Here is a 25,496-nt window from a genome sequence, read left to right on the forward strand (position 1 = left end):
ACTTATATAATGAAATGGTTATATATCTTGAAGGAGGGATTGATTTGGATATGCTGGTTGATATAGCAGATGATTTGAAACTTCTTGGCGACAAGACTCGTCTTACGATGCTATCTCTTTTGAAAGAAAGAGAATGGTGTGTATGTGAATTTGTTGAAATTTTTGATATATCACAACCGGCCATTAGTCAGCATCTAAGAAAAATGAAAGCACAGAATCTGGTTAAAGAGAATAAACGAGGGCAGTGGGTCCATTATTCATTAGATGTGGATAATAAGCCTCATATCCAAGCAGTTCTTGATCAAATGCCGGATTCAAGAACAATTCTAACAAATTTAAATAAAGAATTAATTATCACTGAGTGTAAATAATGGTATAGAAACACAAGTTACTGGAGGTTTGGAGTGTGGAGTCTGTATTTCTAGCAAGTATTATTTTTATTATTACATTAATTTTTGTTATTTGGCAGCCTAAAAACTTATCGATTGGATGGTCTGCTTGTGGTGGAGCGATTCTTGCTTTGCTTGTGGGTGTCGTAAGCTTTACTGATGTTGTAGATGTAACTTTGATCGTCTGGAATGCTACTTTAGCATTTGTTGCTATCATTTTAATCTCATTGATTTTAGACAAGATCGGATTATTCGAATGGGCGGCTTTACATATGGCTCGAGCTGCACGTGGGAATGGTGTTCGAATGTTCGTCTATGTAACGATTCTTGGGGCGGTTGTAGCAGCATTCTTTGCAAATGACGGTGCAGCATTAATTCTAACTCCTATCGTATTAGCTATGGTTAGAGCACTGAAATTTGATGAGAAGAGGGTTTTTCCATTTATTATTGCTAGTGGGTTTATTGCAGATACGACCTCGTTACCGCTTGTAGTCAGCAATCTAGTTAATATCGTATCAGCTGATTTCTTCGGGATTACCTTTATGGAATATGCGGGTGTCATGATTGTGCCTACGATTTTCTCATTAGTTGCGAGTATTCTCGTATTGTATTTCTTCTTCCGCAAGAGCATTCCTAAGCATTTCGATGCTACGCAACTTAAAAATCCAGCAGATGCGATTAAGGACAAGAGAATGTTTCGATTGTCATGGATTGTGCTAGCGATACTCTTGATCGGGTATTTTGTCAGTGGATTATTGCATATCCCAGTTTCTTTTATTGCAGGAATCATTGCAATTTTCTTCTTACTAATGGCAAGAAGAAGTCCTTATGTACAGACGAAGGAAGTTATTAAAGGAGCCCCATGGGCAATTGTATTCTTTTCCATTGGAATGTATGTAGTTGTGTATGGATTACGAAATGCTGGATTAACCGATTTGTTGGCAGATGTAATCCAATCTGTAGCTGATCAAGGTTTATTCGCAGCAACCATGGGGATGGGCTTCATAGCAGCTGTAACTTCATCTATTATGAATAACATGCCAACGGTGATGATTGATGCTCTCGCTATTGATGCTACGAATACAACGGGAGTGATTAGAGAAGCACTGATCTATGCGAATGTCATTGGTTCTGATTTAGGACCAAAGATTACACCAATTGGCTCATTAGCAACTCTATTATGGCTACATGTATTAGCTTCTAAGAATGTGAAGATTTCTTGGGGGACGTATTTTAGAACGGGAATTATATTGACGATACCAACATTGTTTATTACTTTGCTAGGTCTGTATCTATGGTTAATGATTCATTAATTGATGTTAAGAGGAGAGATTGTTTTGGATAAGCAAACATTATACTTTTTATGCACTGGTAACTCTTGCCGTAGTCAGATGGCTGAAGGATGGGCGAAGAAATATTTAGGGGACACTTGGAATATTTATAGCGCAGGAATTGAGGCGCATGGATTAAATCCCAAAGCTGTGAAAGCCATGAGTGAGGTAGCTATTGATATCTCTGAGCAAACATCCGACATAATAGATTCTAATCTACTGAACAATGCAGATTTAGTTGTTACTTTATGTGGGGATGCAGCGGATAAATGTCCAGTTACGCCACCACAAGTGAAACGTGAGCACTGGGGATTTGATGATCCAGCGAAGGCACAAGGAACGGATGAAGAGAAATGGGGAGTATTCCAACAAGTTCGAGATCAGATTGGAGAGCGAATTCAACAATTCGCCAAGACAGGTCAATAGGAATGCGATAGTTGTATAATAAGAAAATCAAAATAACTCCACCGATGTCTCTAGTCATTAATATGAGTCATGGTGGAGTTTTTAGTCATTATAGAAAAAGTTATTGTCCATGAACAGAAAGAATAATGAATGCACTATAAAATAAGGAATAAAAGACTCCAATTCCAACAAAGACAAGAAATACTTGGCTTTCACGTTTGCTTTTAGGGGTTATCATATAAAGTCAGCTCCTTATCATTAAAGTTACAAATGTGAACTTTCTGTGACTTTGTATTAATTATTGAACATTTTGTGACAGAAATCAATCTGTATTTGAGAATGGTTGGAAACGGATTCAACAATATCATCAAAATTAATGAAGATTTACAGGGTTATATATCCAAGCTACTCACCTTTATTATTCATTTAATATAAGCAGGAGGTGAGATCATGAAAAAGACAGTAACTATTAAAAGAACAAGTGCACAGATTAAAAAGGTAAGAGTCATCGCCAATAAAGGTAAGGCAACACAAAATCTAGGAGATGGTTTTTTTCGGTTTGTCTATAACCGCACGATAACTCCAAACACTTTCTTCACATTTACTTTTAGTGGAGGTACTTTGAAGCCAGTGAGTGGGGGATGGTGGATTGATAGAAGTAACTCATTACCTGCGTATGCTACTGCCAATTACTCACTAAATGATAATCAATGGGTGGTAGTGGTCTATAACCCTACTACAGTGACAAGACGAATCGCATTTACGTTTATAGCTAAAACATAAATCATAAATTCAGCAGGAGTTCTACGATAGGAGAAGGAGGCACCTTCCAAGCGGGAGATGCCTTCTTTTTATGGTGAAAAATCAATCATAATCCATATATGCCCATAAACATTTATCATGCTTTGAATACAATACCTTATCTCAATGGGAAAAGGTGATGGGTATTGGCTACTTTTTCAACAGCACATGCGATGAAGAAGCGTATAGCTAGAAGTATGTTAACAAGATCGGATGTTCATGGAATTGGTGTAGGATATAAGGACCCTAATGATCCTAAGAAAGGTGCTGCGGTCATTATTTATTCTAATAAAAATTCATCCACGTTCCTCGGACATTCTTCAAGGCTTACTACAAAGGTGAAGGGTAAAGCAACAACCGTGCCTGTGCGGATTGTAAAGTCAGGCAAGTTACGTTCCTTTGTAGACTATAAAAGCAGAATAAGACCTGTTCCTGCCGGATACAGTATCGGGACTACAGGTGGTTCAGGAACCGTTGGGTTAATCGTCACGAATGTTCCTAATGCCAAGCAGCGCTATATACTTAGCAATAATCATGTGTTGAATCCTACAAATTCCAGTGCCAACACAGAGACGATCCAGCCAGGCGGAGCGGATGGGGGACAATCGGGAAGAGATCGTGTTGGTCGATTATCAAGGTACGTTCAGTTAAGACAAAATCAAAACAATAGAGTGGACGTGGCACTTTCAACTCCTGTAAGAAATAGATTATTAAGTCCTAGCTACGCCACAGTGGGTATTCTTCCTGGGTATGTTACCACATATCGTGTAGGTGAACGACTGAAGAAGGTTGGTCGTACAACTGGATTAGTCTCAGGGATTGTGGATTCCGTGGATACAGATATTCTAGTCGATTATGGTGAAAGTATAGGTGTGCTTAAGTTTGTGAATCAAACGGTTATTCGGGGGGTTAACCCTGTTTCTTTACCGGGAGATTCTGGCTCTGTATGGCTAAGACAGGTGGATAATTATGCTGCAGCAGTGAATTACGCAGGTAGCGCGGACGGCATGACCTCGATTGCTTTTCCTGTGAATTGGGCGATGCAGATCTTCAGAACAGGAATTGCAAGGAAGGTTGGAACAGGAAAGATCAAACGTGTGAAGACCAATAAGTCACCACTAGCTTATGTACGGCAGCTTACACCGAAGGAACTAACAAGGTTGAAGGTTCTTCAAGTAAGAAGAATAAAGAAATAAGGATACAATACCTGGCTCATGTAGCTGGGTTTTTGTGGTGTAATGATGGACAGGTATAAATAGGGGAACTATACTATAAGAATTGTGAACAAGTGTATGTGAAGACATACCAAGGGAGTTAGTGATGAAGAATCTGCTAGTAACAGGTTACCGTGCACATGAGCTTAATATTTATGATCAAAAGCATAAGGGCATCTCCTATATACAAAAGGCTATGGTTAGAAAGTTAGTTCCTCTCATTGAAGATGGACTGGAGTGGATTATTACTCCGGGACAGTATGGGGTTGATTTATGGGCGTGTGAAGTAGTAATTTCGTTGAAAAGACAATATCCTCATCTGAGATGTTCTATTATTACGGCATTTGTGAATCAAGAGGAGAAATGGAAAGAAGATAAGAAGGAGTACTATAATCAAATCCTGAGAGATGTGGATTATTACGCTGCTGTTAGCAACCAACCCTATAGTGGTAGCTGGCAATTCACAGCAAGAGATGACTTATTGCTAAGGAAAACAGAGGGTATTCTACTGCTGTATGATGAGGATTCTGGTGAGGGAAGCCCTAAATATATGAAAGAGAAAGCCTTAAAGAGGCAACAACAAGAAGGATATGTATATATGAATATTTGCTCGGAGGATATCCAAAGTATAGCGGACGAAGAAACCTATGAGATGGACTAAATAAAATAGGTAGTAGTGGTTTTCTGATTAAAGTCTGACGGGATGTTGTTTTGCGGTATAATAGATAAAGAGCTTGAAAATTTATGCTCCACCCGAGAGGGATATGAAAGGATGAAAATATGCTAACTATTACGAATCACACTGTCAAATTAATAAAGGACCCGTTCAATATTTTGACCGGACAACGTTACGAATTCATTCTTGAGATTGATGTAGCAGAGGATGATGAATTGTATTTAGAGAACGGCTTAAATGTTAGAGTTATTTATACAGTTGACGAAAGTCGAAGCGGGATCGTGAAATATGAGCTTTTGGAAAGAACATCAGAGGCTTATGTCGAATTTGATTTAGAAGATGATGAGATTGAAGTGGTAGATGCTTATTGCAAAGCATATTTAGCTGAGTAATTTAGGTCATGTCCTAGGTTGTTAAAGGTGAAATTTAGGGCATACTAGTCACAATCTTGCTAGAGGAGGGAAAGCATGCATCGGAATATTCAATCCGTACCATTTGGTTATGAGCCTCCAGTGGAGAAACGTAAAGGTACATTAATTTACTATGATACTTTTGAGCAGACGACAGAGGTAGAATTAGATCTTGCAGTGAAGAGTATGGAGCATTATTCATTTGATAAGCTCGTTCTGTACCCTTTGCACGAGGAAACGGTTAGACGGATGTTGAATGAACCGGTAAGTGCTTTTCACAAGCGAGAAAAAAGACTATTTCAATGGAGAAACGAACGAAATTACACGCAAGTAGTCGTTGAAGGTTTGGAAGGTAAGAGAAAAAAATACACTCCGATGGATTCTGCACTTCGATTAATCGAAGAGAAGTATAAATCCCCATATTTTCTGTACATAACGCCAGAGACAGCTAATTTATTTGCCTCGTACTCATCTTTTGAGGAATGGATCGTGAAAATTCGACTCTTATTAAATGCAGAACCTACTGTTTTACATCCAATGCTTGAGAGATATCAACATCGTTGGGCTGTGAATAACTTATTATAAGTTTATTATGAGAGGCATATTGTATGTTAGCGGTGTTGTTACCAACAGAATTGTGAATAACTATGTTCATAATGTTTATAACTAAGCAATAAATGTGAGTAATTTAACTGAAATGTGAATAAGTTGTTAACAATTGTGGATAACTAAAATTAACCGCTACAATATATCCGATGTTTATACGAAAAACTCAATCTTCAAATAGGTTGAGTTTTTTTACATTCTAATGATGTATCTAACCAAAATAAAAACTATAATAATAGGTAGGTGAAACTAGAAGGAGGATAAGTTTGTGAAGAAGATCATTAATTTTGCACATCGAGGTGCATCAGCAGTATGTCCTGAGAATACAATGGTATCATTTATAAAAAGTCTTGAATTAGGTGCTACAGGGATTGAAACAGATGTGCAAATGACGAATGATGGACAGCTTGTCTTGATTCATGATGAAGCTATCAATCGAACTACGAATGGTAAGGGCTACATTAAAGATATGACCTATGATGAAATATCTAAGTTAGATGCAGGCTCTTGGTTCGGGGAATCATTTGCAGGAGAACATATCCCCACTTTAGTTGAACTATTGGAACTTCTACGAGAAGGAGATACGATCCTAAATATTGAATTGAAAAATGGAATATTTATGTATCCTGGTATGGAGGATAAAGTCATCAACCTAGTTCGCCAATATGGCATGGCGGAGCGAGTTGTACTCTCTAGCTTTAACCATTACTCTTTAGCATATTGTAAATCCATCGCCCCAGAGATCCGGACAGGGGTATTGTATATGGAAGGGTTGTATAGACCTTGGGATTATGCCTCTTCAGTTGGTGCAGATGCACTACACGCAATTCATTTTGCAGTATTGCCAGAGTTCGTCGCAGATGCTAAGAAACATGGCATCGATTATCATCCGTTTACTGTAAATGATGCTGATCGAATGAAGTTTTTGATTGAAGCGGGTGTTTCCGGAATTATTACCGATTACCCTGATATACTAGCTGAACTATTATCTCAAAGAGGAGTGTGAGTGTGTGAAGAGAACATGGCTACTCGGGTTTGGATTTTTCAGTATTAGTATTACATGGGCATTATATAATGCATTTGTTCCATTTTTCCTCGAGAATTATGTGCAAAGTATAGCACTTGTTGGATTTTTGATGACGATCGATAATTATTTTGCCTTGTTCCTGCAACCATGGATAGGGAACCGTAGCGATCGTACTAGAAGTCGTTATGGTAGAAGAATGCCTTATTTGTTAATTGGGATGCCATTAGCTGCAGTCTTAACGGCCTTAATTCCTTTTCATACAGGATTATTTACGCTGCTATTATTCATGATCCTCATGAACCTTGCAATGAGCTTATATCGCTCACCGACCGTTGCTCTTATGCCTGATATTACCCCAGAGACCGGACGTACAAAGGCGAATGGTATTATCAATTTTATGGGTGGGGTTGGTTCAATCATTGCATTTGGTGTGGGTTCTATGTTGTATGATGTTCATAAATCTGCACCATTTATTGCTGCGGGAATCGTAACATTAATCTGCCTTCTGGTCGTTAATCGTTCCATTAAAGAAGAGAGAGATGGAGTGAATGTACATACTGAACAATCTGTTATTGCAAAAAAACCTCGTATTTCGTTAAAAAAGCAGCTTGATCGTACGACGTTGTTTCTACTAGCAGCTATATTCTTCTGGTTCGTTGCTTATCAAGGTGTGGAAACATTGTTCACACTATATGGTAAAAATCATCTTGGGCTGAGCGAGAATGCCTCTTCTTTCTCACTTACGTTCTTCTCGTTAGCCTTTGTTCTTTTTGCGATTCCAAGTGGATTTCTAGGTAAGCGATTCGGTAAGAAAAAGATGATTATGATCGGTATTTGTGGTCTGTTTACGGTGTTTGCTTTAGTTACCCTTGTAGAGGATTTACTTATGTTACGTCTTGTGCTACTCATAGGTGGGATGTTCTGGGCCTGCATTAATATCAATTCTTATCCGTTTATTATTTCGACTGGTAAAGAGGAGAGTATTGGAACACGAACAGGATTATATTACTTGGTCTCTTCATTAGCTGCCATAACCTCTCCACCTTTATTGGGTAAGATGATCGATAGTTTTGGTTATTCTATATTGTTCTACTCTGCATCAGTAAGTATGCTAATGGCATTGGTTTGTATGTTGATGGTTAAGCAAGATAATGAGTCTTTAAATGTATCGGATAATGGATTATCCCAATAATTTGACACTCTATATAGAACATTTTAAATAAATCTCTGTAAAGTAATTGGAATAAGAAGGTTTTGACGTTATAATATCAGTATTAGAGGATAATCAATCTTGATTATTTTTATTGAATACGAGAAGGAGAGAATAAATTTTATGACGAAAGTACTTATTTTTGGACACAAAAATCCAGACACAGACACAATTTGCTCTGCAATTGCTTATGCGGAATTAAAGAATGCAATAGGTGTAGATGCAGAAGCCGTACGCTTGGGTAATATCAGTGGTGAAACACAATACGCACTGGACTATTTCAAAGTGGATGCACCTCGCTTAGTTGAGACGGTATCGAATGAAGTAGAAGATGTTATTTTGGTTGACCATAATGAACGCCAACAAAGCGCGAGTGACATTGACAAAGTTCGTGTCGTTGAGGTCATTGACCATCACCGTATAGCGAATTTTGAGACAAGTCATCCATTGTATTACCGTGCTGAACCTGTTGGCTGTACGGCGACTATTTTAAATAAAATATATAAGGAAAAGGGTGTAGCTGTTCGTAAAGAAGTAGCAGGATTAATGTTATCTGCAATTATTTCGGATTCGCTTCTCTTGAAATCGCCAACTTGCACGGACGAAGATGTAGCAGCAGCTAAGGAATTAGCTGAGATTGCAGGAGTTAATTTAGAAAGTTATGGACTTGAGATGCTAAAGGCAGGTGCCGATCTTAGTGACAAGACAATTGCCGAATTGATCTCACTTGATGCTAAAGAATTCCAGATGGGAAATTATAAAGTTGAGATTGCACAAGTAAATGCTGTAGATACCAATGACGTAATAACTCGTCAAGTTGAATTAGAAGCTGCGTTGTCTGCTGTTATAGCGGAGAAAGGGTTGGATCTATTCGTATTCGTTGTAACGGATATTCTAAATAATGATTCCATTGCCTTAGCACTTGGTAAAGTAAGCCATGCTGTTGAGCAAGCTTACAGCGTTCAATTAGTTGATAATAAAGCTCTTCTTAAAGGTGTAGTATCCCGTAAATCACAGATTGTTCCTGTATTAACTGAAATTTTGAATAAATTGTAATTTATAAATTAAGAAAGCGCAGTTATAGCCGTAATTTGGCTTGACTGCGTTTTTTCGAAATATAAGATATAAAGTATAAGTTTTACGTTATACTTTATATCTTATATTTCTTGCTTAAACACTTACCGTCCTTATAAGGACGCCGAAGGCGTTTATGCTTGTGATGATATATAAGATAGATCTAGTAAGTTTGCAAAAGAATTATTATTCGGTAAAATGTAGTGTAGGATAAATGATCTTGTCATGAACGGATCAACCTCAGGAGGAATAACATAATGGAAAGAATTCAAACAGAAGAACAGTACCGTCAATTGACACAGGATGATGAATGGACTGTCGTTAAATATGATGCTACTTGGTGCCCCGATTGTAAAACATTAGATAAATTTATGGATAGTATTATTGAGAATAATGCCGATAAACGATTTTACGCATTGGATGTTGAGCAGTTCCCGAATGTATCTGAAGAGAATGATGTAAGAGGGATTCCAAGTTTATTGGTATATCGGAATGGTGAGAAAATTGCACATTTGCATAGTAAATTTGCCAAGACTCCTGCACAGATCACGGAATATTTAGACGCAATTAAGTAATGAATTCAGCGTTGGTTGCTGATATGACAAATACCTTCCCTCAGTATAAATTTGAGAGGAAGGTGTTTTTTGTTGGGATATATAATCAACGATAGTGTCAAAATAGTTTTTTAGCTGTGATATGATGGTGTTGAGGTGAACGATATGTGGAGTTTCTTTCTCCTAAAAACGAATAACATTCAAATAAAGAATAAACTTATCTATTCATATATTATTGTTGTCATGGTTCCCGTTATCATTATAGGTGTTATGGTGATCGGTTATTCTAAACAGTTAGCATTAGATAGTGCAATTGCTCAGATGTCAAATAACGTAGATAGGGTTCGCAATCAAATGGAGAATATGCTGAGAGTGCCTATTGATATATCCAATAAATTATACTTAGACGGAGATTTACAGTCGATAGTGAATAGAAGTTATGAGAACGACATAGAGTTATTCCAAGCTTATCAAGGGTATAAGGAGTTCGCAGAGCTTACTGGGCTCTACACAGAAATTAGCGGAATTCGATTCTACCATCATAATGAAACAATGAGTGATAATCTGGATTTCACTCATATTGACGATAATATTACAGAGACAGAGTGGTATAAGACCGTGGGGACAAGTAATGGAATTGGTTGGTTTTATATGAAGGATAAAGACTCAACGTCAGAGGAGAAGCTAAGTTTAGTTCGACGTATAAGATTTAGTGAATACCCTACACAAGGTGTACTCGTTATTTCTCTGAATCAGAATCGTTTGAATTCAATTTTGAGTAACGAGCCTTTTGAGACGATGATCGCGGATGACAGTGGCTATATTGTAGCAGCTAAGAACCCAGATTTAGTAGGTAAGACACTTGCGGAGCGAGATTTGAATTTTAGCATATCGGAGGCAAGCAAGGATACCTTCGAGGCAGAGGTTAATGGTATACCTTCTAACATTGTTGTAAGTGAACTAACGTTGGAATCTAGTCGTAATGGGCTTAATATCGTCTCTGTATTCTCAACCGAGAGTATTACGAAAGCTTCACAGCGAATTGGGTGGATTGGACTGGTGCTTATTGCCGCGGTTCTAGCATTAGCATTAGGACTTGTTTATATTATATCTCAACTGATTACAAGTAGATTACTTCATCTTAGCAGGCAGTTGAACAAAGTAGCGAGAGGTGATTTCTCCGTTACTTCTGAAATTGATGGTAACGATGAGATAGCACAACTCTCAAGACAATTCAATTATATGGTTATGAGTATTAATGATTTAATGAATCAAGTTTATGAGACGAATGAAATAAATAATAAGTTAGAGATTGCTCAGAAAGAGATCAGACTTAAAATGATGGCTAGTCAAATTAATCCTCACTTTCTATTTAATGTTCTGGAGTCAGTTCGAATGAAAGCCCATATTAATGGGGAAAAGGAAATTGCTTATATTGTTAGGCTATTGGGTAAATTAATGAGAAAAAGCTTAGAAATCGGTGAAGGCAGGACTACGGTAAAAGAAGAAATGGAAATGGTACGTTCTTATTTGGAAATTCAAAAATTCAGATATCAGGATCGGATGAATTTCGAATTATTGATGGATCCAGATGCAAAAGATGTATTTATATTACCTCTTATTATTCAACCACTCGTCGAGAATGGGATTATTCATGGTCTTGAAAGCAAAGAAGTTAATGCGCTTCTAACTGTGAGATGCTGGATAGCTAATAACGAATTGAATATCGAAGTGAAGGACAACGGGCAAGGAATTTCACCTGAGAACTTACGGAAAATTCAGGATTCTTTAGAATGGGACGAAGTGGAAGGGGCTCGAATTGGACTACGAAATATTCACCAAAGACTTAAGTTATTTTATGGAGATGAGCATGGTTTAGTTATTGTTAGCGAGCTTGGAATAGGTACAACGATATTATTTAATGTACCGATTGGGGGAGATAGCTTTGTTTAATGTATTAATTGTAGATGATGAGCCTTCTATTCGTGAAGGGTTAAAGACGATTATTAATTGGGAAGAGTGCGGTTATAAAGTGATCGATACTGCATCAAATGGAAGGGAAGCATTGGCTAAATTTCAACAATTGCGACCTGACCTCACTATCATTGATATACGGATGCCTGGAATGACTGGACTTGAAGTGATCGGCCAAATACGTCAGGAATATAGTAGCGGAAGATTCTTAATTCTAAGTGGATATGCCGACTTTGATTATGCTAAAAGAGCGATTGTTTTTGGTGTAGACGGTTATTTACTCAAACCAGTGGATGAAGATGAATTGGTGGATGAATTGCAACGAATCCACTTATCACTATCCAAAGGTAGAGAGTTGCAGCAACGGAATGCAGAAGATGATCATTATTTGCGTTCACACATGGTGGAGGATTTCCTTTTTCATGAGAGCGAGCAAGGGAATTATGATAATGTTGTGAATTTGGGACTTCTATGGAATTCATTTCAAATCATTTTAATTGAAGTTCATGGTCAAGCTTTCGGGGGATCTATGTATTTAAATGCACTCAAAGGAAAATTAACGGAGTATTTTGAGCAAACTGAACGAGCAATCGTTTTTTCAGCAGGGACTAATATAGGATTATTATTAAATGATATCGTGGAGGGAGAGCAACGAGCTGAGGCATTGTATGAGGAACTTTCTAAGATAACGATGGATTGGGGCTGGGATGTCTACGCTGCAGCCGGACAAGCAGTCAAAGAAATAGGAGAATTAGGTACATCATATAGCAGTGCAACCGAGTTACTTCATTATCGCTTTCTTTTTGAGCATAAACGAGTAATGCTTATCGATGACCTTCAGGTAATGCGGGTAAAATTTGATAATCAACTTGTTGTAAGTCAGGTAGACGAGATTGAGTTATCAGATAAGCTATACTATGCCTTGGACATCCGGAGTAAAGAAGCTGTTTGGCGTGTAATGGAAGAGATTGAACAGCGGATTGTGAGTATAAGAAGCTCAGAACAAACGATGAAATCTTTATATGTTCAGATCCTTACTATCGTAATGAATAAGCTATCTAATAGTAATCCTGAGTTGAATCCAATTATTCAGCAATACTCTGTATTTATTTCAGGCTTGTATCAACAAGATACGTTGAAGGAATTGAGACAGCTAACGATTGATCACCTTAGTAACTTAATAGATAGATTAGGTGGTATCAGTAAGGACACCGTGCTGAAGCAAATGATTGATTTTATCAAGAGAAATTATAATGAAAATTTAAAATTAGAGCTTTTAGCAGAAGTATTTAACTACAACAGTGCTTATTTAGGTAAGCTATTCAAAAATTACACAGGCGAGCAATTCAACACGTTTTTAGACAAAATCCGTATTGATAAGGCGAAGGATTTACTTACTGCAGGCCTAAAGGTACATCAAGTGGCTTCTCGTGTGGGATATGCCAATGTGGATTACTTTCATAGTAAATTCAAGAAATACACGGGAGTTTCTCCATCTTCTTTTAAAGGGAAGGAAAAAGATTAGTAGTATATATAGCGAATAATATCGAAAAATGACGCGCTAAATGACTTGTTTTCATGAAAAACAATAATATTTACATGACTTTCATACTGATTTAATGAATTATGTCTAATTATTATATGATTTTATATAAAATTCATTGGGTATGATGCTCTATTTGATTCAAGTAAGATAGAGTATATCAAATAGAGGAGGGGTCCTTAAGATGGAAACGCTAACAACCAGCGACATTTCCCCCAACAGTAACGGTGGAGGTTCACCGGCTCCAAAAAAGAAAAAAGGGCTTTGGAAGTTGCTTGCACAACAAAAATATCTTTACTTAATGTCTTTACCTTTCGTAATCTGGGTCTTTGTATTTAGTTACTTGCCTTTATGGGGATGGACGATGGCTTTTCAGAACTACAAACCAGCTCGTTCATTCGGTGAACAGAAATGGGTAGGGTTCGAACAGTTCGTAGAGTTATTCTCAGATGAACGCTTTTATCTTGTAATGAGAAACACCTTAGCGATGAGCTTAATGGGATTAGTATTCGGATTTGTAGTTCCTATTATCTTCGCACTTCTATTGAATGAACTTCGTGCAGTAATGTTCAAAAAATTTGTACAAACCGTTTCATATCTCCCTCACTTTGTATCATGGGTGGTAGTAGCAGGTATTATTACGAAGGTGTTATCCACAGAGGGCGGCGCAGTAAACCAATTATTAATGCTTCTTAATATTATTGATGAACCGATTCAGTTCATGGCTAAAGGGAACTTATTCTGGTACATTGTAACTGTTTCAGATATATGGAAAGAGATGGGCTGGAATACAATCATTTACTTGGCGGCAATTACAGGTATTGATTTAGAGCTTTACGAAGCTTCACGTGTTGATGGTGCGGGTCGAATTAAGCAAATGTGGCATATTACATTACCAGGAATTCGGTCAACGATTTCGGTTCTTCTCATTATGTCTATTGGTCACTTGATAAGTATCGGCTTTGAGAAACAATTTCTACTCGGTAACAGTTTAACAACGGATTATCATGAAGTGCTTGATTTATACGCACTGAATTATGGTCTCAATATGGGTAGATTCTCATACGGTACAGCCATTGGGATATTCAACTCAGTTGTGAGTGTTATCTTGCTCTTTACGGCTAATGGTATCTTCAAGAAAATCACTAAAGAAAGCATAATGTAGAAGGAGGGGGTAGATATGCCTAATAAAGCGTTTAATGCAACCAAGTCGGAGAAAATATTTGACGTATGCAATATTATCTTTATGATACTAGTTCTGATCGTTACTTTGTATCCATTCTTAAACGTCCTAGCTATTTCACTGAACGATTCGATTGATACCGTTCGGGGCGGGATAACGATCTTCCCACGTCAATTTACGTTAGATAACTATAAGACTATCTTTGGATATGACACCTTGATTCAAGGGTTAAAAGTATCAGTACTTCGTACATTAGTTGGTACATTGTTAGGATTGTTAAGTGCATCGATGATTGCTTTTACACTCAGTCGTGTAGATTTTTCAGGTAGAAAATTTGTTTCTACATTCCTTGCATTAACGATGTATTTCTCAGGTGGATTGATCCCAACATACATTCTAATGCGCGATTTGAATTTGATCGGAACGTTCTGGGTTTATGTTCTACCTGGATTAGTAAGTGCGTTTAATGTATTTATCGTAAGATCATTTATTGATGGTCTACCGTATGCGTTGCAAGAGTCAGCTAAGCTTGATGGAGCGAATGACTTCACGATTTACTGGAGAATTATTCTTCCATTGTGTAAACCCGTTCTTGCTACGATTGCCTTGTTTATTGCCGTAGGTCAATGGAACGCATGGTTTGATACGTATTTATACAACGGTAGTAATTCTACTTGGACAACTTTGCAATATGAATTGATGAAAGTACTTCAAAGTACTCAATCTGGTGGTTCTGCAGTAAATGCTAATGATATGGCACAAAAGATGGCTCAAATTTCACCAGAATCGATCAAAATGGCGATTACAATCGTCGTTACGGTTCCAATCTTAGTAGTCTATCCTTTCCTACAGAAGTACTTTGTTGGTGGTATGACACTAGGAGCAGTAAAATCATAAGCACTTAAGCAAGTTATTAATTAGGTCTTAGCTATGATGAGTAATGTCTATTCAAATGATATCGAATAGACTACGCATCAGAAATATAGATATAGATAGAGATAGAGATAAAATAGACAAAGACAATGTATAGACAGATCAATCTGCTATACAAATAAAGACTAGACATACGTTAGGGAGGTTTTTTATTCATGGCAACAACTAATAAGAAAAAAATGGCTTTTATCTCGTTAATCGTAGCTTCATTAGCTATTGCAGGATGTGGTAGTAACGCAAACAATAGCGCTGCACCTGTAGATACTGGAGATACAACATCACCAATTACGTTCTCCTTCTTTGGAGCAGATGCAAGTCCAAGCTGGAACAAAATGCAAGATGCAGTAGGGAAAGCAATTACAGAGAAAACTGGCGTAACGTTAAATGCAGAATATGCAATTTCTGGCGGAGGTCAAGATAAAATTGCGCTTATGGCAGCAAGTGGCGATTATCCAGACTTTATCTATGCAAAAAGTGATGTAGCTAAATTAGTAGATGCTGGCGCAATGCTGGATTTGACTGATTTGATTGAAGAGCATGCCCCAAATATCAAAAAAGTGTACGGTGAATATTTGGATCGTCTTCCTTATAATAATGAAGATCGCGCGATCTATGTTATTCCGACGAATGCTGCTGTAAATCAGACAAGTTTTGATGCAACAGGTGGATTTGAGATTCAACATGAAGTTCTTAAGGAACTAGGTTATCCAGAAGTGAAGACACTTACAGATTTCGAGAATGTACTACAGACGTATTATGACAAACATCCTACAATTGATGGTCAACCGACGATTCCTCTGACTTTAGATGCGGATGATTGGAGAATCATGATCACTGTAACGAACCCAGCATTCTATACTACTGGTGCACCTGATGATGGTGAATACTACATTAACCCTGAAACATTTGAAGCTCAACTTCATTACAAACGTCCGGAAGAGAAAGAATACTTCCGTTGGTTGAACCATATGTACAGCATAGGTTTACTTGATAAAGATTCATTCATTCAGAAGAGTGACCAATATAAATCGAAAATATCCAGTGGTCGAGTTCTTGGTCTGATCGACCAAGAGTGGGGATATGCAGATGCTGAGAACGCTCTGAAGACAGCTGGTAAAGACGAAAGAACATATGCACATTTCCCAGTAACACTTTCTGAAGAATACCAAGATCATACCTTTGTAGATACTGGATTCCTATCAGGTTGGGGTGTCGGTATCACATCAGCAACAAAAGATCCTGTACGTGCAATTAAATTCTTGGATTTCCTTGCTTCTGATGAGGGACAAGTCCTTATCAACTGGGGAATCGAAGGACAACATTATAATGTTGTAGATGGTAAACGTGTCATTCCTGAAGATGTTCTAGATCAGAAGAATAATGATAATACTAACTTCATTAAGACAACGGGTATTGGATTATATGGTAATATGTCTGCACATTATGGAGATGGTGTATTAGATCCATCTGGCAACTATTACACAACGAACTTCCCAGAGCAAATCGTAGCTGGATACAGCGAGGCTGAGAAGGAAAGCTTAGCAGCATACAATGCGACTACTTGGAAGGATCTATTCCCAACGGAGAAGGATTTCCCAGTTAAGGCTTACGGTGCGGCATTTAACATTACCGTAGAAGAAGGTTCAAGTTACGCTGTTAAATTCCAAAAAACGCAAGATATTATTCGTAAACGTATTCCAGAAGCAATTCTAACGACTCCTGAGAAATTCGATGCTGTCTATGATGCGATGCTAGTAGAACTTGATAAAGCTGGCGCAATTGAGATGGAAAAAGAGTATACGGAGCTTGTGAAACAGCGCGTAGATCTATGGAGCGGTAAATAATCAGAGTATATAAAGACTAGGGGACTTGCTATAAGCAAGTCCTCTTTTTTTTGAAATATAAGGGAATTTAAGAAAGAGGTGGATAAAAATCGTAATTTTTTCAACCTAAAATCGCAAGTTTACCACCTCAAAATATGGAAATGAATCTTGTAGAATAAGAAATGTAAATAGAAACATTCTCGAGAGGGGTTAGGAAAATGAAAAGAGTTAAACATTGGACAGCATTGATTCTTATAATCATGTTAGTCGCATCGTTGGCAGCTTGTGGAGGGAATGGCAACAATAATACTAAAAATAATGCTGCTGCTCCTGAAAAAACTGAATCAACAGAAACAAAGAATACTGATGAAGCTACTGAACCTGCGGAAAAGGTTGAGCTTTCATTCTGGTCACTAGGAACAACAAATTATGAAGATCTTGCTAAGAAGTATACAGAAGAAAATCCAAACATTACGATTAAGTTTCAGAATACATCTGACCAAACCGCACATCATAATAATTTGACAACTGCGTTGTCAGCGGATTCAGGTGCTCCAGACATCTTCATGCTTGAAATCGGTTTCATGGAGCGTTTCATTAATGCTCAAGATAAATTTCAGAACTTAAATGATTTTGGTGCTAAGGATATTGCCGGCAATTACTTAGACTGGAAATGGAAACAAGCATCTTCCGTTGATGGAAGTTTCCAACTTGGTCTTCCTACAGATATTGGACCAACAGTTGCTTATTATCGTGTAGATCTAGCTGAGCAAGCAGGGCTACCTGTTGATCCTGAGGGATTCGGAGCTCAAATCGATACATGGGATAAATTCGCAACAGTAGCAAAGGATTTCACAGCAAAAACAGGCAAACCATTTGCAGATTTAACAGATCTTGTGTACAACGCTCTTCGTGATCAATCTGCAGACCAAATTTACTTTAATAAAGAAGATGGATCTTTTATTGGAGATACCAATCCACAAGTGAAGAAAGCTTATGATTTCACAGTTCAGGGTATCCAAGAAGGATGGATTGGCAATACACTGCTATGGTCTCCTGAATGGGGTCAAGCAATGAATGATGGAGGATTTGGTGTAATCCTAGGGCCAGCATGGATGGCAGGAAACATTAAGAGTAATGCTCCAGACTCAACTGGTAAATGGAAAATTGCTCAACTTCCAGAGGGTGCTGGTAACTGGGGTGGATCATTCCTAACCATACCTAAAGAAGGTAAGCATCCACAAGAAGCTTATGACTTTATTTCTTGGTTAGATAGTCAAGAAAGCCAACTAGAATCCTTTAAAGCTAGTGGTCTAATGCCTTCAATTCCTGCTTTGTATGAAGATGCGGCATTTACAGGATTCCAAGATGAGTTCTTTGGAGGTCAAGCAACAGCAGTTGAATATGGTAAAGCGGCAGAACGCGTAAAACCTGTTTATTACGGACCATTACATGACCAAACAGATACATTCTTCAAAGATGCACTTAAAAATGTATTAGAGAAGAAAGCAGATCCAACTGAAGAATGGGATGCTGCAGTTAAGAAAGCGAAGACATTAGCGGAACGTAGCTAGTAATTATAAATAGTACCAATATAGCTAGACCATCCAAATTCGCAGGGAGGGACACTTCTTGCGAATTTGGATTTACAAAATATTTCATGGAGGTGCAGCATGGCAGAACCGATTACAGTTCGCCCATCTGTTAGCGTTAAGAAGCCTTTTCTGACGGAAAAACGACGTAGCAATATTACGGCCTATACATTTATAGCCCCATTTTTTATTATATTCTCTATATTTGGGCTTTATCCGATCGTATTCACTATCTATCTATCGTTTTTTAAGTGGGACGCATTGGGTCCAATGAAATATGTTGGGCTTAAAAATTATGATCTTATCATTAGTGATCCTACCTTCTGGATCTCATTTAGCAATACGCTTATTATGGGCGTCATGGGGACGATTCCCCAGTTAATCGTAGCATTATTTGTAGCGATTATGCTTAACTCAGCTCTGACCAAATTCAAGAAAACCTTTCGTATTCTTTATTTCATGCCCAATATTACGTCAATCGTAGCGGTAACACTCGTTTTTAGTACGATGTTCGGAAATAATGGGATGATTAATTGGATCCTTAATGGATTGGGATTAGAGAATGTGGCATTTAACTCGGGATGGTGGGGTGTTAAAATTGCTATTTCTACGATGGTAATGTGGCGTTGGACAGGGTATAATGCCATTATTTTTCTATCAGGTCTGCAAAGCATTCCGATAGACTTATATGAGGCTGCTAAAATTGATGGTGCGAATAGAAAGCAACAATTGATGTATATCACTTTACCATTGTTAAAGCCTTTTATTATCTTCGTAACTTTATTATCAACGATAGGAGCACTTCAATTATTTACGGAGCCATACGTATTCCTCGGACAATCAGGAACTGGTTCTACTCGCGAAGAAGGGGTTACGATGGTTACTTATCTATACAGTGAAGCCTTCCGTAACGGTTTCTTTGGTACAGCAGCTGCAACAGCAGTTATGTTGCTCCTAATCACCATCGTTTTCTCTGTCCTGAATATGATCATATCTAATCGTTTAGGTGGAGATTCAAAAGGAGGTAAAGCATGAGCACAATGAATACATCTTCGACCAAACTAGGCAACCCAGGATTATTTAGTAAAATATTATATTATGTATTACTAATAGTAGGGGCTCTGGTATCCGTTTTTCCATTTTATTGGATGTTTGTAATTGCTACGAATGATCGTGGAGCTGTTTTTAACATACCTCCTTTACTAACAATTGGTGATCAATTTTTTAATAACTTTGAACGTGTATTGGAGAAATCAGATTTCTTCCAAGCTTTAGGTAATTCGTTATTTGTTTCTTCGATGGTTACGATTTCTGTTGTATTCTTTTGTACTCTAGCTGGATATGCGTTTGCTAAGTATGAGTTTCCCCTCAAGAATATTCTATTCGTTTGTGTTATTGCGACCTTGTTTGTACCAACTCAATTGAGTGTACTTCCAACGTACATTATCATGGCTAAGCTACATTGGATTGATACTTACAGAGCGCTTATCGTACCAGCAATGGTTAATGCATTTGGTATATTCTGGATGAGGCAGTATATATCCACTTCAGTGCATTCCGAATTGATTGAAGCAGGCCGTATCGATGGGGCGGGACATTTTCGTGTTTTTTGGAACATTGCTATCCCGGTAATTACACCTGCTATGGCTACACTCGGAATACTGAATTTCATGAATGTATGGAATGACTTCTTCTGGCCACTAGTTGTGTTGAAGAATAAAGAACACTATACGATTCAGATCGCATTGCAACAATTATTCTCAAATCGCGATGGTTTGGATTATGGAATGATCATGTCCGCAACCTTTACTGCAACAATCCCACTATTGATAGTATTCCTTTTCTTTAGTAGATACTTTATTGCAGGTCTTACATCAGGGGCGATCAAGAGCTAAATTATATTTGTTTTATTTTACGCAAGGAATTAGAAGCGCAATGAAGAATAATAGACGTAAGAGACAGCAGGAGGAAGTGAAGAAATGAAACTCCGTCGTAAAATTTTGCTCGCTATTATTCTTCTTGTGTTTATTCCTGTGATCGTGATGGGGGCCATATCATATTATAATTTCTCGAATGCGATGGAGAAGAAATCAAGTCATTTCTATTGGATTTCCCTACTGGAGACAGATCGCAAATTAAAGTACGCTCTTAGTGAAATTACTGCCATCTCTAATGCAGCAATTACACAACCACTCGGTGCAATTCAACAATCTCTGAAGCAACTAGATATGATTATGACTTATGATCGTAAACAGGAAATCAACAATACGTTAATTAACCATCCTATGATCTCATCATTTAGCCTTTATAGTAATGATAGGTTAATCTATCATTATAATGAGCCTCTGTCTTTCGACAGTATGAAGAGAAAAGTATGGTATGAATCGATGCAGAAAGCTGAAGGACAACCTGTGTGGTTTGGACCTGGGGAGAACGGTACGTCAGAACAAGGAAATCCAGTTCTCATTCATTCGCGGGTAATTAAGGACTATTATTCTTTAGAGAATATAGGATCTCTCGTTATTTATGTTAAACCAGATATATTAGATCAAGTTTTTTGGGAGACAGCCACGCTGAAGAGCGGGGATATTTTGCTTGTGAATAAACAGGGAAACATTGTTTTTAACAAAGCAGGCGGTCAAATGGGTGAACATATAGAATTTCCCTTTTTAGCGAGTGGATACTCGAAGGAGAAGGGGTATTATATTGATGATTATCGGGATGAAAAGTCTCTAATCACGTTCTTACCATCCTATAATGAGGAATGGTATTTGGTTGCAATTACACCGATGAATCTGATTCGTTCTGAATCTGACTCTATTCGTAACGTTGCCATTATGTTAGGTCTATTTTCATTATTGTCAGCTTTTTGGTTTGATCAATTTTTCATAAGTAAACTAGTTCGAAGTATCATTAGTGCAGTTAATGGGATGAAACGGGTACAGCAAGGCGTATTTATACCCATTCTTTCGCATAAAAAAAGTGACGATGAAAGAGATTTATTGATCGATGGATTTAATCGAATGAGTACGCAAATTAATGAATTGATATTACAGGTGGAAACGGAGCAAGGTCGTAAGAAGGAAGCTGAATTACAGGCATTAGTGGCTCAAATCAATCCGCATTTTATATATAATTCATTAGAATCTATTAATTCTATGGCTATATTACAAGGTAACAAAGATATCAGTAAGATGGTTATTTCCTTGGGAAAATTACTAAGGATTAGTATAAATGAGAATCAGGAATTAATTCCGATACATATGGAGCTTGAGCATGTACGACATTATTTGAATATCCAGAAATTCCGCTTTGAGGATCAATTTGATTACAGCATTGATTTTCCTGAATCTATGAAATATTTCATGACGCAGAAATTGATCGTTCAGCCGATTGTCGAGAATGCATTATATCATGCAATTGAGCCTATGGAGAGCAAGGGGTATATTACGATTCAAGCTTATGAGTCAGAGAAGGATATACTGATCGATGTCATAGATAATGGACCTGGTTTTGATCAGTCTACATTGATGAACCTATGGAATACGGATTCCACAGGTCAGAAGAAGTACCGTAATAATGGTGTAGGGCTAAAGAATGTTCATGAACGCTTAGTTATTCGATTCGGTAGCCCTTATGGTATTCTGATTTGTTCTTCTCCTGGTTACGGATCAACTATTCGAATTCGTATTCCGAAGATTACTACCTAAATAGTCACATATACTGAGGAGGAGGAGTTATTGTGAGGCGATTTATGAACTGGGGTTGGATCATTGTATATACGATTCTTCTGGTTGTAACGGTCATATTTATTACTGTTAAGGAAGAAGATTCTCCCGTCGATGACACAACCACGGAGAAGATTACATTAACCTTTCGTCATTTTTGGATTCTGGAGCATGATCGGCATGTACTAGATATTTTTGAAGATGTCGTACAGACCTATCAATTATCGCATCCAAACGTGAAGGTTAATTTTGATGGAATGGATCAAACGGTTCATCGAGAACAAAAATTGAAGAGTGAAATGGTCATAGGATCACCACCAGATATGTTTGTATTATTTGGCGGTGCTGAAATTGAACCCTATATTCGTGCCAATCGTTTGATGGATTTAACGGATTTCATAAATGATAATCATTTAAAAAATCAGTTTAAAGATCTTCAATTGTGGACATCGAATGAAAAGGTTTACGGATTACCTATTGAAGGGAATGCGGAGCCGCTATATGTAAATTCAACGATTTTTGAAAGTTTGGGACTTCAAATACCGCGTACCCTTTCAGAATTAAATGAAGCTATCGTAGTATTGAAGCAGAATGGTTATATCCCTTTTGCATTGGGGAATAAGGAACGGTGGCCAGCAGGGATTTTTGCACATTATCTAATGGATCGTTTCTCGAATTCAGATTTGATTAATCAGTTGGTGCAGGGCGAAGAGAATATTGCGTTTCAGAATGAGGACTACTTAAGGGCATTTAATCAATTGGAATTATGGATTAATGATGATGTGTTTGGACCCTCGCCTAATGAACTTTCAACGGAAGATGCTGTGCACCTTTTTACTCATGGTAAAGCGGCTATGTATTTGAATGGGAATTGGGATATTACATTGTTTAACAATGATGATGCCCCGAAGGACTTCCAGAATGAAGTGACTGTCATTCCATTCCCTTCGCTTTATGCTGCCGAAGGAACACGGTCGATGGCAGGGGGATATACCATTGGAATAGGACTATCTTCCAACTTATCTGATGCTAAGAAAGAAGCTGCATTGGAGTTAATGCAAGCTTTTTATACGGAAGAAGTTCAGACACGAATTGTTTATGAAGGTTTACGTATCCCTTCAATGTGGATCAGATTTGATCCTGAGAAGACAGGGCCGATCTTCACTCAAATGATCCAACTCATGGAGGAAAGCTCAATAAGCTTTGTTCCTTATGATAATTTGTTGTCTCCAGAGGTGAAAAGGTCATTTTTAAGAGTGATTGAAGAAATGATTGATGGTAAGAACACTGCAAAAGAGGCATTGGATCAGCTTGATGATGCTTCAAATCAATATTGGAGTCTAAGGAGAAATACGCTCAGTAAGTAAATGTTGGGAGGTTAGATATAATGGTTGCAATCAGTAATAAATATAAGGTGATTTTGGTGGATGATGAGCCTCTAATCTTGCGTAGTCTAAAAGCAGCTATTCCTTGGAATGAGCTAAACCTTGAAGTGGTTGGAGAAGCGAGAAATGGAGAAGGAGCACTTCATTTAATTCAGGAGACTTCACCGCACATGATTATTAGTGATATTCGTATGCCAGGTATTGATGGGATATCTCTGATGAAAGAAGTATCATTGAACAATCCAAAGCTGATATTTATCATCATTAGTGGATACGGCGAATTTGAATATGCCCGTGAGGCACTTCGCCAAGGGGCATTTGATTATCTGTTAAAGCCCATTGATCATGATGAATTAACTGAGATGCTTAAGCGGGCTATTCAAAGATTGGATTCTCAAATTGAGAATGAGGAATTGATACACTCTGTTCAAGTTCTATCATTAATGGCCCGGGAGCGGATGTTTGCAGAACTGATTGAAGGCAATCAAAGATCGCAGCAGCATTTGAAATGGATGGAGAGTAATGAACTAGAACATGATTATTTCATGGTTGTTATTCAGCTTGATCAATATCTGTTATTAAATGGGCATTGGACGACAGGAGAGAAACGTTTATGGCTGTTTGCTATTCGAAATATTCTAGAGGATTGGATTCGATTGAATAAAGGGCTTACTATATTTCCTTTTCATAGTGGGGAATGGATTATTTTATTGCCAAGCATGTTGAATGATAATAAAGTATCACTCGGTGAAGATATTATTCGTCAAATAAAAAAATACTCTAAATTAACCTGTTTTGTTGGTATTAGTCATAGTACTAAGGGAATTGATCAATTAAGTTCGTCGTATCAGAGTGCAACAAGAGCATTATATCAACGTTTTTATGCTGAGCATAAGGGGGCTTTTGTTGATTCGGATTCTACCCATGATATAACTCAAATGAAAGAAGTTAAATATCCTAAGCATATAGAAATATCTATCCTAGAATGTATCCGAAATTTAGATTTAGCGCGAATGTTATCTCTATTTGACCAGATGAAGTTTTATATCGAAGAGAATTCATTAACTAAAGATATCGCTGAACGAATGATTATAGAAATGACAGTCGTTCTATATAGACAGTTTGAGTATGGTAACCTTTTAGTAGATGGATCTTTAGGTGGCTTAATTCAAAGAATTCATGAGATGACAACTCTTCATGAGATGATTCATGCCGTGAAAGAGGCCTTCGAGAAGAGAATGAGAGAGAATAGAGAAAGCCAGTCGAAAGAAGATATTCAGGCAATCGTAGAAAAAGCACAGAACTATATTGTAAATAACTATCACAAGGATTTGGGAATAGAGGAATTGTCAGAGTTGGTGGGTCTAAGTGCTAGCCATTTTTGTATGATATTTAAACAGATTTCTGGATTTACATTCTTAGAATATTTAACTAAATGTCGATTAGAGAAAGCTAAGTATATTCTGAAAAATACCAATGTGAAAGTCTATCAAATAGCACCACTTGTAGGCTATCAAGATCCTAAATATTTCACACAAGTATTTAAGAAAGCGATAGGGAAGACACCAACCGAATATCGTGAAGAGACGGGTTAAAACTTTATAAAAGAAGGGGTGCTATAACGGTAACAATATCAAA

At 37.6% G+C, this 25,496-nt stretch carries 23 protein-coding genes; all 23 read left to right on the plus strand.

Annotated elements, in window-relative coordinates:
- Positions 1-50: 50 nt before the first annotated feature.
- Positions 51-371 carry an ArsR/SmtB family transcription factor gene (locus LPB68_RS15310; RefSeq protein WP_418303840.1) on the plus strand — a complete coding sequence of 107 codons (321 nt, stop codon included), beginning with the start codon at positions 51-53 and terminating at the stop codon, positions 369-371.
- A 35-nt stretch (positions 372-406) separates the two neighbouring features.
- Positions 407-1,702: an arsenic transporter gene (locus LPB68_RS15315; RefSeq protein WP_068656870.1), complete on the plus strand. Its 1,296-nt coding sequence runs from the start codon at positions 407-409 to the stop codon at positions 1,700-1,702.
- A 24-nt stretch (positions 1,703-1,726) separates the two neighbouring features.
- Positions 1,727-2,146, plus strand: coding sequence for an arsenate reductase (thioredoxin) (gene arsC / locus LPB68_RS15320; RefSeq protein WP_068656868.1), 420 nt, complete (start codon positions 1,727-1,729; stop codon positions 2,144-2,146).
- 429 nt (positions 2,147-2,575) lie between these two features.
- Positions 2,576-2,908, plus strand: coding sequence for a hypothetical protein (locus tag LPB68_RS15325; protein ID WP_068656866.1), 333 nt, complete (start codon positions 2,576-2,578; stop codon positions 2,906-2,908).
- Positions 2,909-3,072: 164 nt separating this feature from the next.
- Positions 3,073-4,122 (plus strand): S1 family peptidase, encoded by a 1,050-nt coding sequence (locus LPB68_RS15330; protein WP_232510191.1) that lies wholly within the window; start codon positions 3,073-3,075, stop codon positions 4,120-4,122.
- Between the two features lie 124 nt (positions 4,123-4,246).
- On the plus strand, positions 4,247-4,801 hold the full coding sequence (locus tag LPB68_RS15335) for an SLOG family protein (RefSeq protein ID WP_068656864.1): 555 nt from the start codon (positions 4,247-4,249) through the stop codon (positions 4,799-4,801).
- 119 nt (positions 4,802-4,920) lie between these two features.
- Positions 4,921-5,208, plus strand: coding sequence for a DUF6509 family protein (locus tag LPB68_RS15340; RefSeq protein ID WP_068656862.1), 288 nt, complete (start codon positions 4,921-4,923; stop codon positions 5,206-5,208).
- 75 nt (positions 5,209-5,283) lie between these two features.
- On the plus strand, positions 5,284-5,811 hold the full coding sequence (locus tag LPB68_RS15345; RefSeq protein ID WP_068656860.1) for a hypothetical protein: 528 nt from the start codon (positions 5,284-5,286) through the stop codon (positions 5,809-5,811).
- A gap of 289 nt (positions 5,812-6,100) precedes the next feature.
- Positions 6,101-6,838, plus strand: a complete 738-nt coding sequence (locus tag LPB68_RS15350) for a glycerophosphodiester phosphodiesterase (protein ID WP_068656858.1) — start codon at positions 6,101-6,103, stop codon at positions 6,836-6,838.
- Positions 6,839-6,842: 4 nt separating this feature from the next.
- Positions 6,843-8,051: an SLC45 family MFS transporter gene (locus LPB68_RS15355; RefSeq protein ID WP_068656856.1), complete on the plus strand. Its 1,209-nt coding sequence runs from the start codon at positions 6,843-6,845 to the stop codon at positions 8,049-8,051.
- Positions 8,052-8,192: 141 nt separating this feature from the next.
- The gene (locus LPB68_RS15360) at positions 8,193-9,125 is read left to right on the plus strand and encodes a manganese-dependent inorganic pyrophosphatase (RefSeq protein WP_068656855.1); all 933 of its coding nucleotides are present in this window, start codon (positions 8,193-8,195) and stop codon (positions 9,123-9,125) included.
- Between the two features lie 275 nt (positions 9,126-9,400).
- Positions 9,401-9,718, plus strand: coding sequence for a thioredoxin family protein (locus LPB68_RS15365; protein ID WP_068656853.1), 318 nt, complete (start codon positions 9,401-9,403; stop codon positions 9,716-9,718).
- Between the two features lie 144 nt (positions 9,719-9,862).
- Positions 9,863-11,650, plus strand: a complete 1,788-nt coding sequence (locus LPB68_RS15370) for a sensor histidine kinase (RefSeq protein WP_068656851.1) — start codon at positions 9,863-9,865, stop codon at positions 11,648-11,650.
- Entirely contained in the window at positions 11,643-13,196 is a 1,554-nt protein-coding gene (locus tag LPB68_RS15375; protein ID WP_162274316.1) for a response regulator transcription factor, read from the plus strand. Before LPB68_RS15370 ends, LPB68_RS15375 begins: the two co-directional genes overlap by 8 nt.
- A 202-nt stretch (positions 13,197-13,398) precedes the next feature.
- The gene (locus tag LPB68_RS15380; protein WP_068656848.1) at positions 13,399-14,379 is read left to right on the plus strand and encodes an ABC transporter permease; all 981 of its coding nucleotides are present in this window, start codon (positions 13,399-13,401) and stop codon (positions 14,377-14,379) included.
- A gap of 15 nt (positions 14,380-14,394) precedes the next feature.
- Entirely contained in the window at positions 14,395-15,294 is a 900-nt protein-coding gene (locus tag LPB68_RS15385) for a carbohydrate ABC transporter permease (RefSeq protein WP_068656846.1), read from the plus strand.
- Positions 15,295-15,485: 191 nt separating this feature from the next.
- Positions 15,486-17,174 (plus strand): ABC transporter substrate-binding protein, encoded by a 1,689-nt coding sequence (locus tag LPB68_RS15390; RefSeq protein ID WP_068656844.1) that lies wholly within the window; start codon positions 15,486-15,488, stop codon positions 17,172-17,174.
- 197 nt (positions 17,175-17,371) lie between these two features.
- Positions 17,372-18,727 (plus strand): ABC transporter substrate-binding protein, encoded by a 1,356-nt coding sequence (locus tag LPB68_RS15395; RefSeq protein ID WP_068656842.1) that lies wholly within the window; start codon positions 17,372-17,374, stop codon positions 18,725-18,727.
- 99 nt (positions 18,728-18,826) lie between these two features.
- The gene (locus LPB68_RS15400) at positions 18,827-19,780 is read left to right on the plus strand and encodes a carbohydrate ABC transporter permease (protein ID WP_068656841.1); all 954 of its coding nucleotides are present in this window, start codon (positions 18,827-18,829) and stop codon (positions 19,778-19,780) included.
- Entirely contained in the window at positions 19,777-20,640 is an 864-nt protein-coding gene (locus tag LPB68_RS15405; RefSeq protein WP_068656839.1) for a carbohydrate ABC transporter permease, read from the plus strand. The genes LPB68_RS15400 and LPB68_RS15405 overlap by 4 nt, the downstream gene beginning before the upstream one ends.
- An 84-nt stretch (positions 20,641-20,724) precedes the next feature.
- On the plus strand, positions 20,725-22,455 hold the full coding sequence (locus tag LPB68_RS15410; RefSeq protein WP_068656837.1) for a cache domain-containing sensor histidine kinase: 1,731 nt from the start codon (positions 20,725-20,727) through the stop codon (positions 22,453-22,455).
- 32 nt (positions 22,456-22,487) lie between these two features.
- Positions 22,488-23,840 carry an ABC transporter substrate-binding protein gene (locus LPB68_RS15415; RefSeq protein ID WP_068656835.1) on the plus strand — a complete coding sequence of 451 codons (1,353 nt, stop codon included), beginning with the start codon at positions 22,488-22,490 and terminating at the stop codon, positions 23,838-23,840.
- Between the two features lie 20 nt (positions 23,841-23,860).
- Positions 23,861-25,453: a response regulator gene (locus LPB68_RS15420; protein WP_068656833.1), complete on the plus strand. Its 1,593-nt coding sequence runs from the start codon at positions 23,861-23,863 to the stop codon at positions 25,451-25,453.
- Positions 25,454-25,496 lie beyond the last annotated feature (43 nt).

Origin of the sequence: Paenibacillus crassostreae (assembly GCF_001857945.1) — a bacterium.
In the GTDB taxonomy this organism is placed as follows: domain Bacteria; phylum Bacillota; class Bacilli; order Paenibacillales; family Paenibacillaceae; genus Paenibacillus_AQ; species Paenibacillus_AQ crassostreae.

What these genes read in the sequence shown, in the direction of transcription:
- LPB68_RS15395 (WP_068656842.1), top strand. Translation starts at nt 17,372, where the DNA reads ATGAAAAGAGTTAAACATTGGACAGCATTGATTCTTATAATCATGTTA.
- LPB68_RS15420 (WP_068656833.1), top strand. Translation starts at nt 23,861, where the DNA reads ATGGTTGCAATCAGTAATAAATATAAGGTGATTTTGGTGGATGATGAG.
- LPB68_RS15370 (WP_068656851.1), top strand. Translation starts at nt 9,863, where the DNA reads ATGTGGAGTTTCTTTCTCCTAAAAACGAATAACATTCAAATAAAGAAT.
- LPB68_RS15385 (WP_068656846.1), top strand. Translation starts at nt 14,395, where the DNA reads ATGCCTAATAAAGCGTTTAATGCAACCAAGTCGGAGAAAATATTTGAC.
- LPB68_RS15340 (WP_068656862.1), top strand. Translation starts at nt 4,921, where the DNA reads ATGCTAACTATTACGAATCACACTGTCAAATTAATAAAGGACCCGTTC.
- LPB68_RS15335 (WP_068656864.1), top strand. Translation starts at nt 4,247, where the DNA reads ATGAAGAATCTGCTAGTAACAGGTTACCGTGCACATGAGCTTAATATT.
- LPB68_RS15405 (WP_068656839.1), top strand. Translation starts at nt 19,777, where the DNA reads ATGAGCACAATGAATACATCTTCGACCAAACTAGGCAACCCAGGATTA.
- LPB68_RS15380 (WP_068656848.1), top strand. Translation starts at nt 13,399, where the DNA reads ATGGAAACGCTAACAACCAGCGACATTTCCCCCAACAGTAACGGTGGA.
- LPB68_RS15400 (WP_068656841.1), top strand. Translation starts at nt 18,827, where the DNA reads ATGGCAGAACCGATTACAGTTCGCCCATCTGTTAGCGTTAAGAAGCCT.
- LPB68_RS15410 (WP_068656837.1), top strand. Translation starts at nt 20,725, where the DNA reads ATGAAACTCCGTCGTAAAATTTTGCTCGCTATTATTCTTCTTGTGTTT.
- LPB68_RS15325 (WP_068656866.1), top strand. Translation starts at nt 2,576, where the DNA reads ATGAAAAAGACAGTAACTATTAAAAGAACAAGTGCACAGATTAAAAAG.
- LPB68_RS15390 (WP_068656844.1), top strand. Translation starts at nt 15,486, where the DNA reads ATGGCAACAACTAATAAGAAAAAAATGGCTTTTATCTCGTTAATCGTA.
- LPB68_RS15345 (WP_068656860.1), top strand. Translation starts at nt 5,284, where the DNA reads ATGCATCGGAATATTCAATCCGTACCATTTGGTTATGAGCCTCCAGTG.
- LPB68_RS15365 (WP_068656853.1), top strand. Translation starts at nt 9,401, where the DNA reads ATGGAAAGAATTCAAACAGAAGAACAGTACCGTCAATTGACACAGGAT.
- LPB68_RS15310 (WP_418303840.1), top strand. Translation starts at nt 51, where the DNA reads ATGCTGGTTGATATAGCAGATGATTTGAAACTTCTTGGCGACAAGACT.
- LPB68_RS15360 (WP_068656855.1), top strand. Translation starts at nt 8,193, where the DNA reads ATGACGAAAGTACTTATTTTTGGACACAAAAATCCAGACACAGACACA.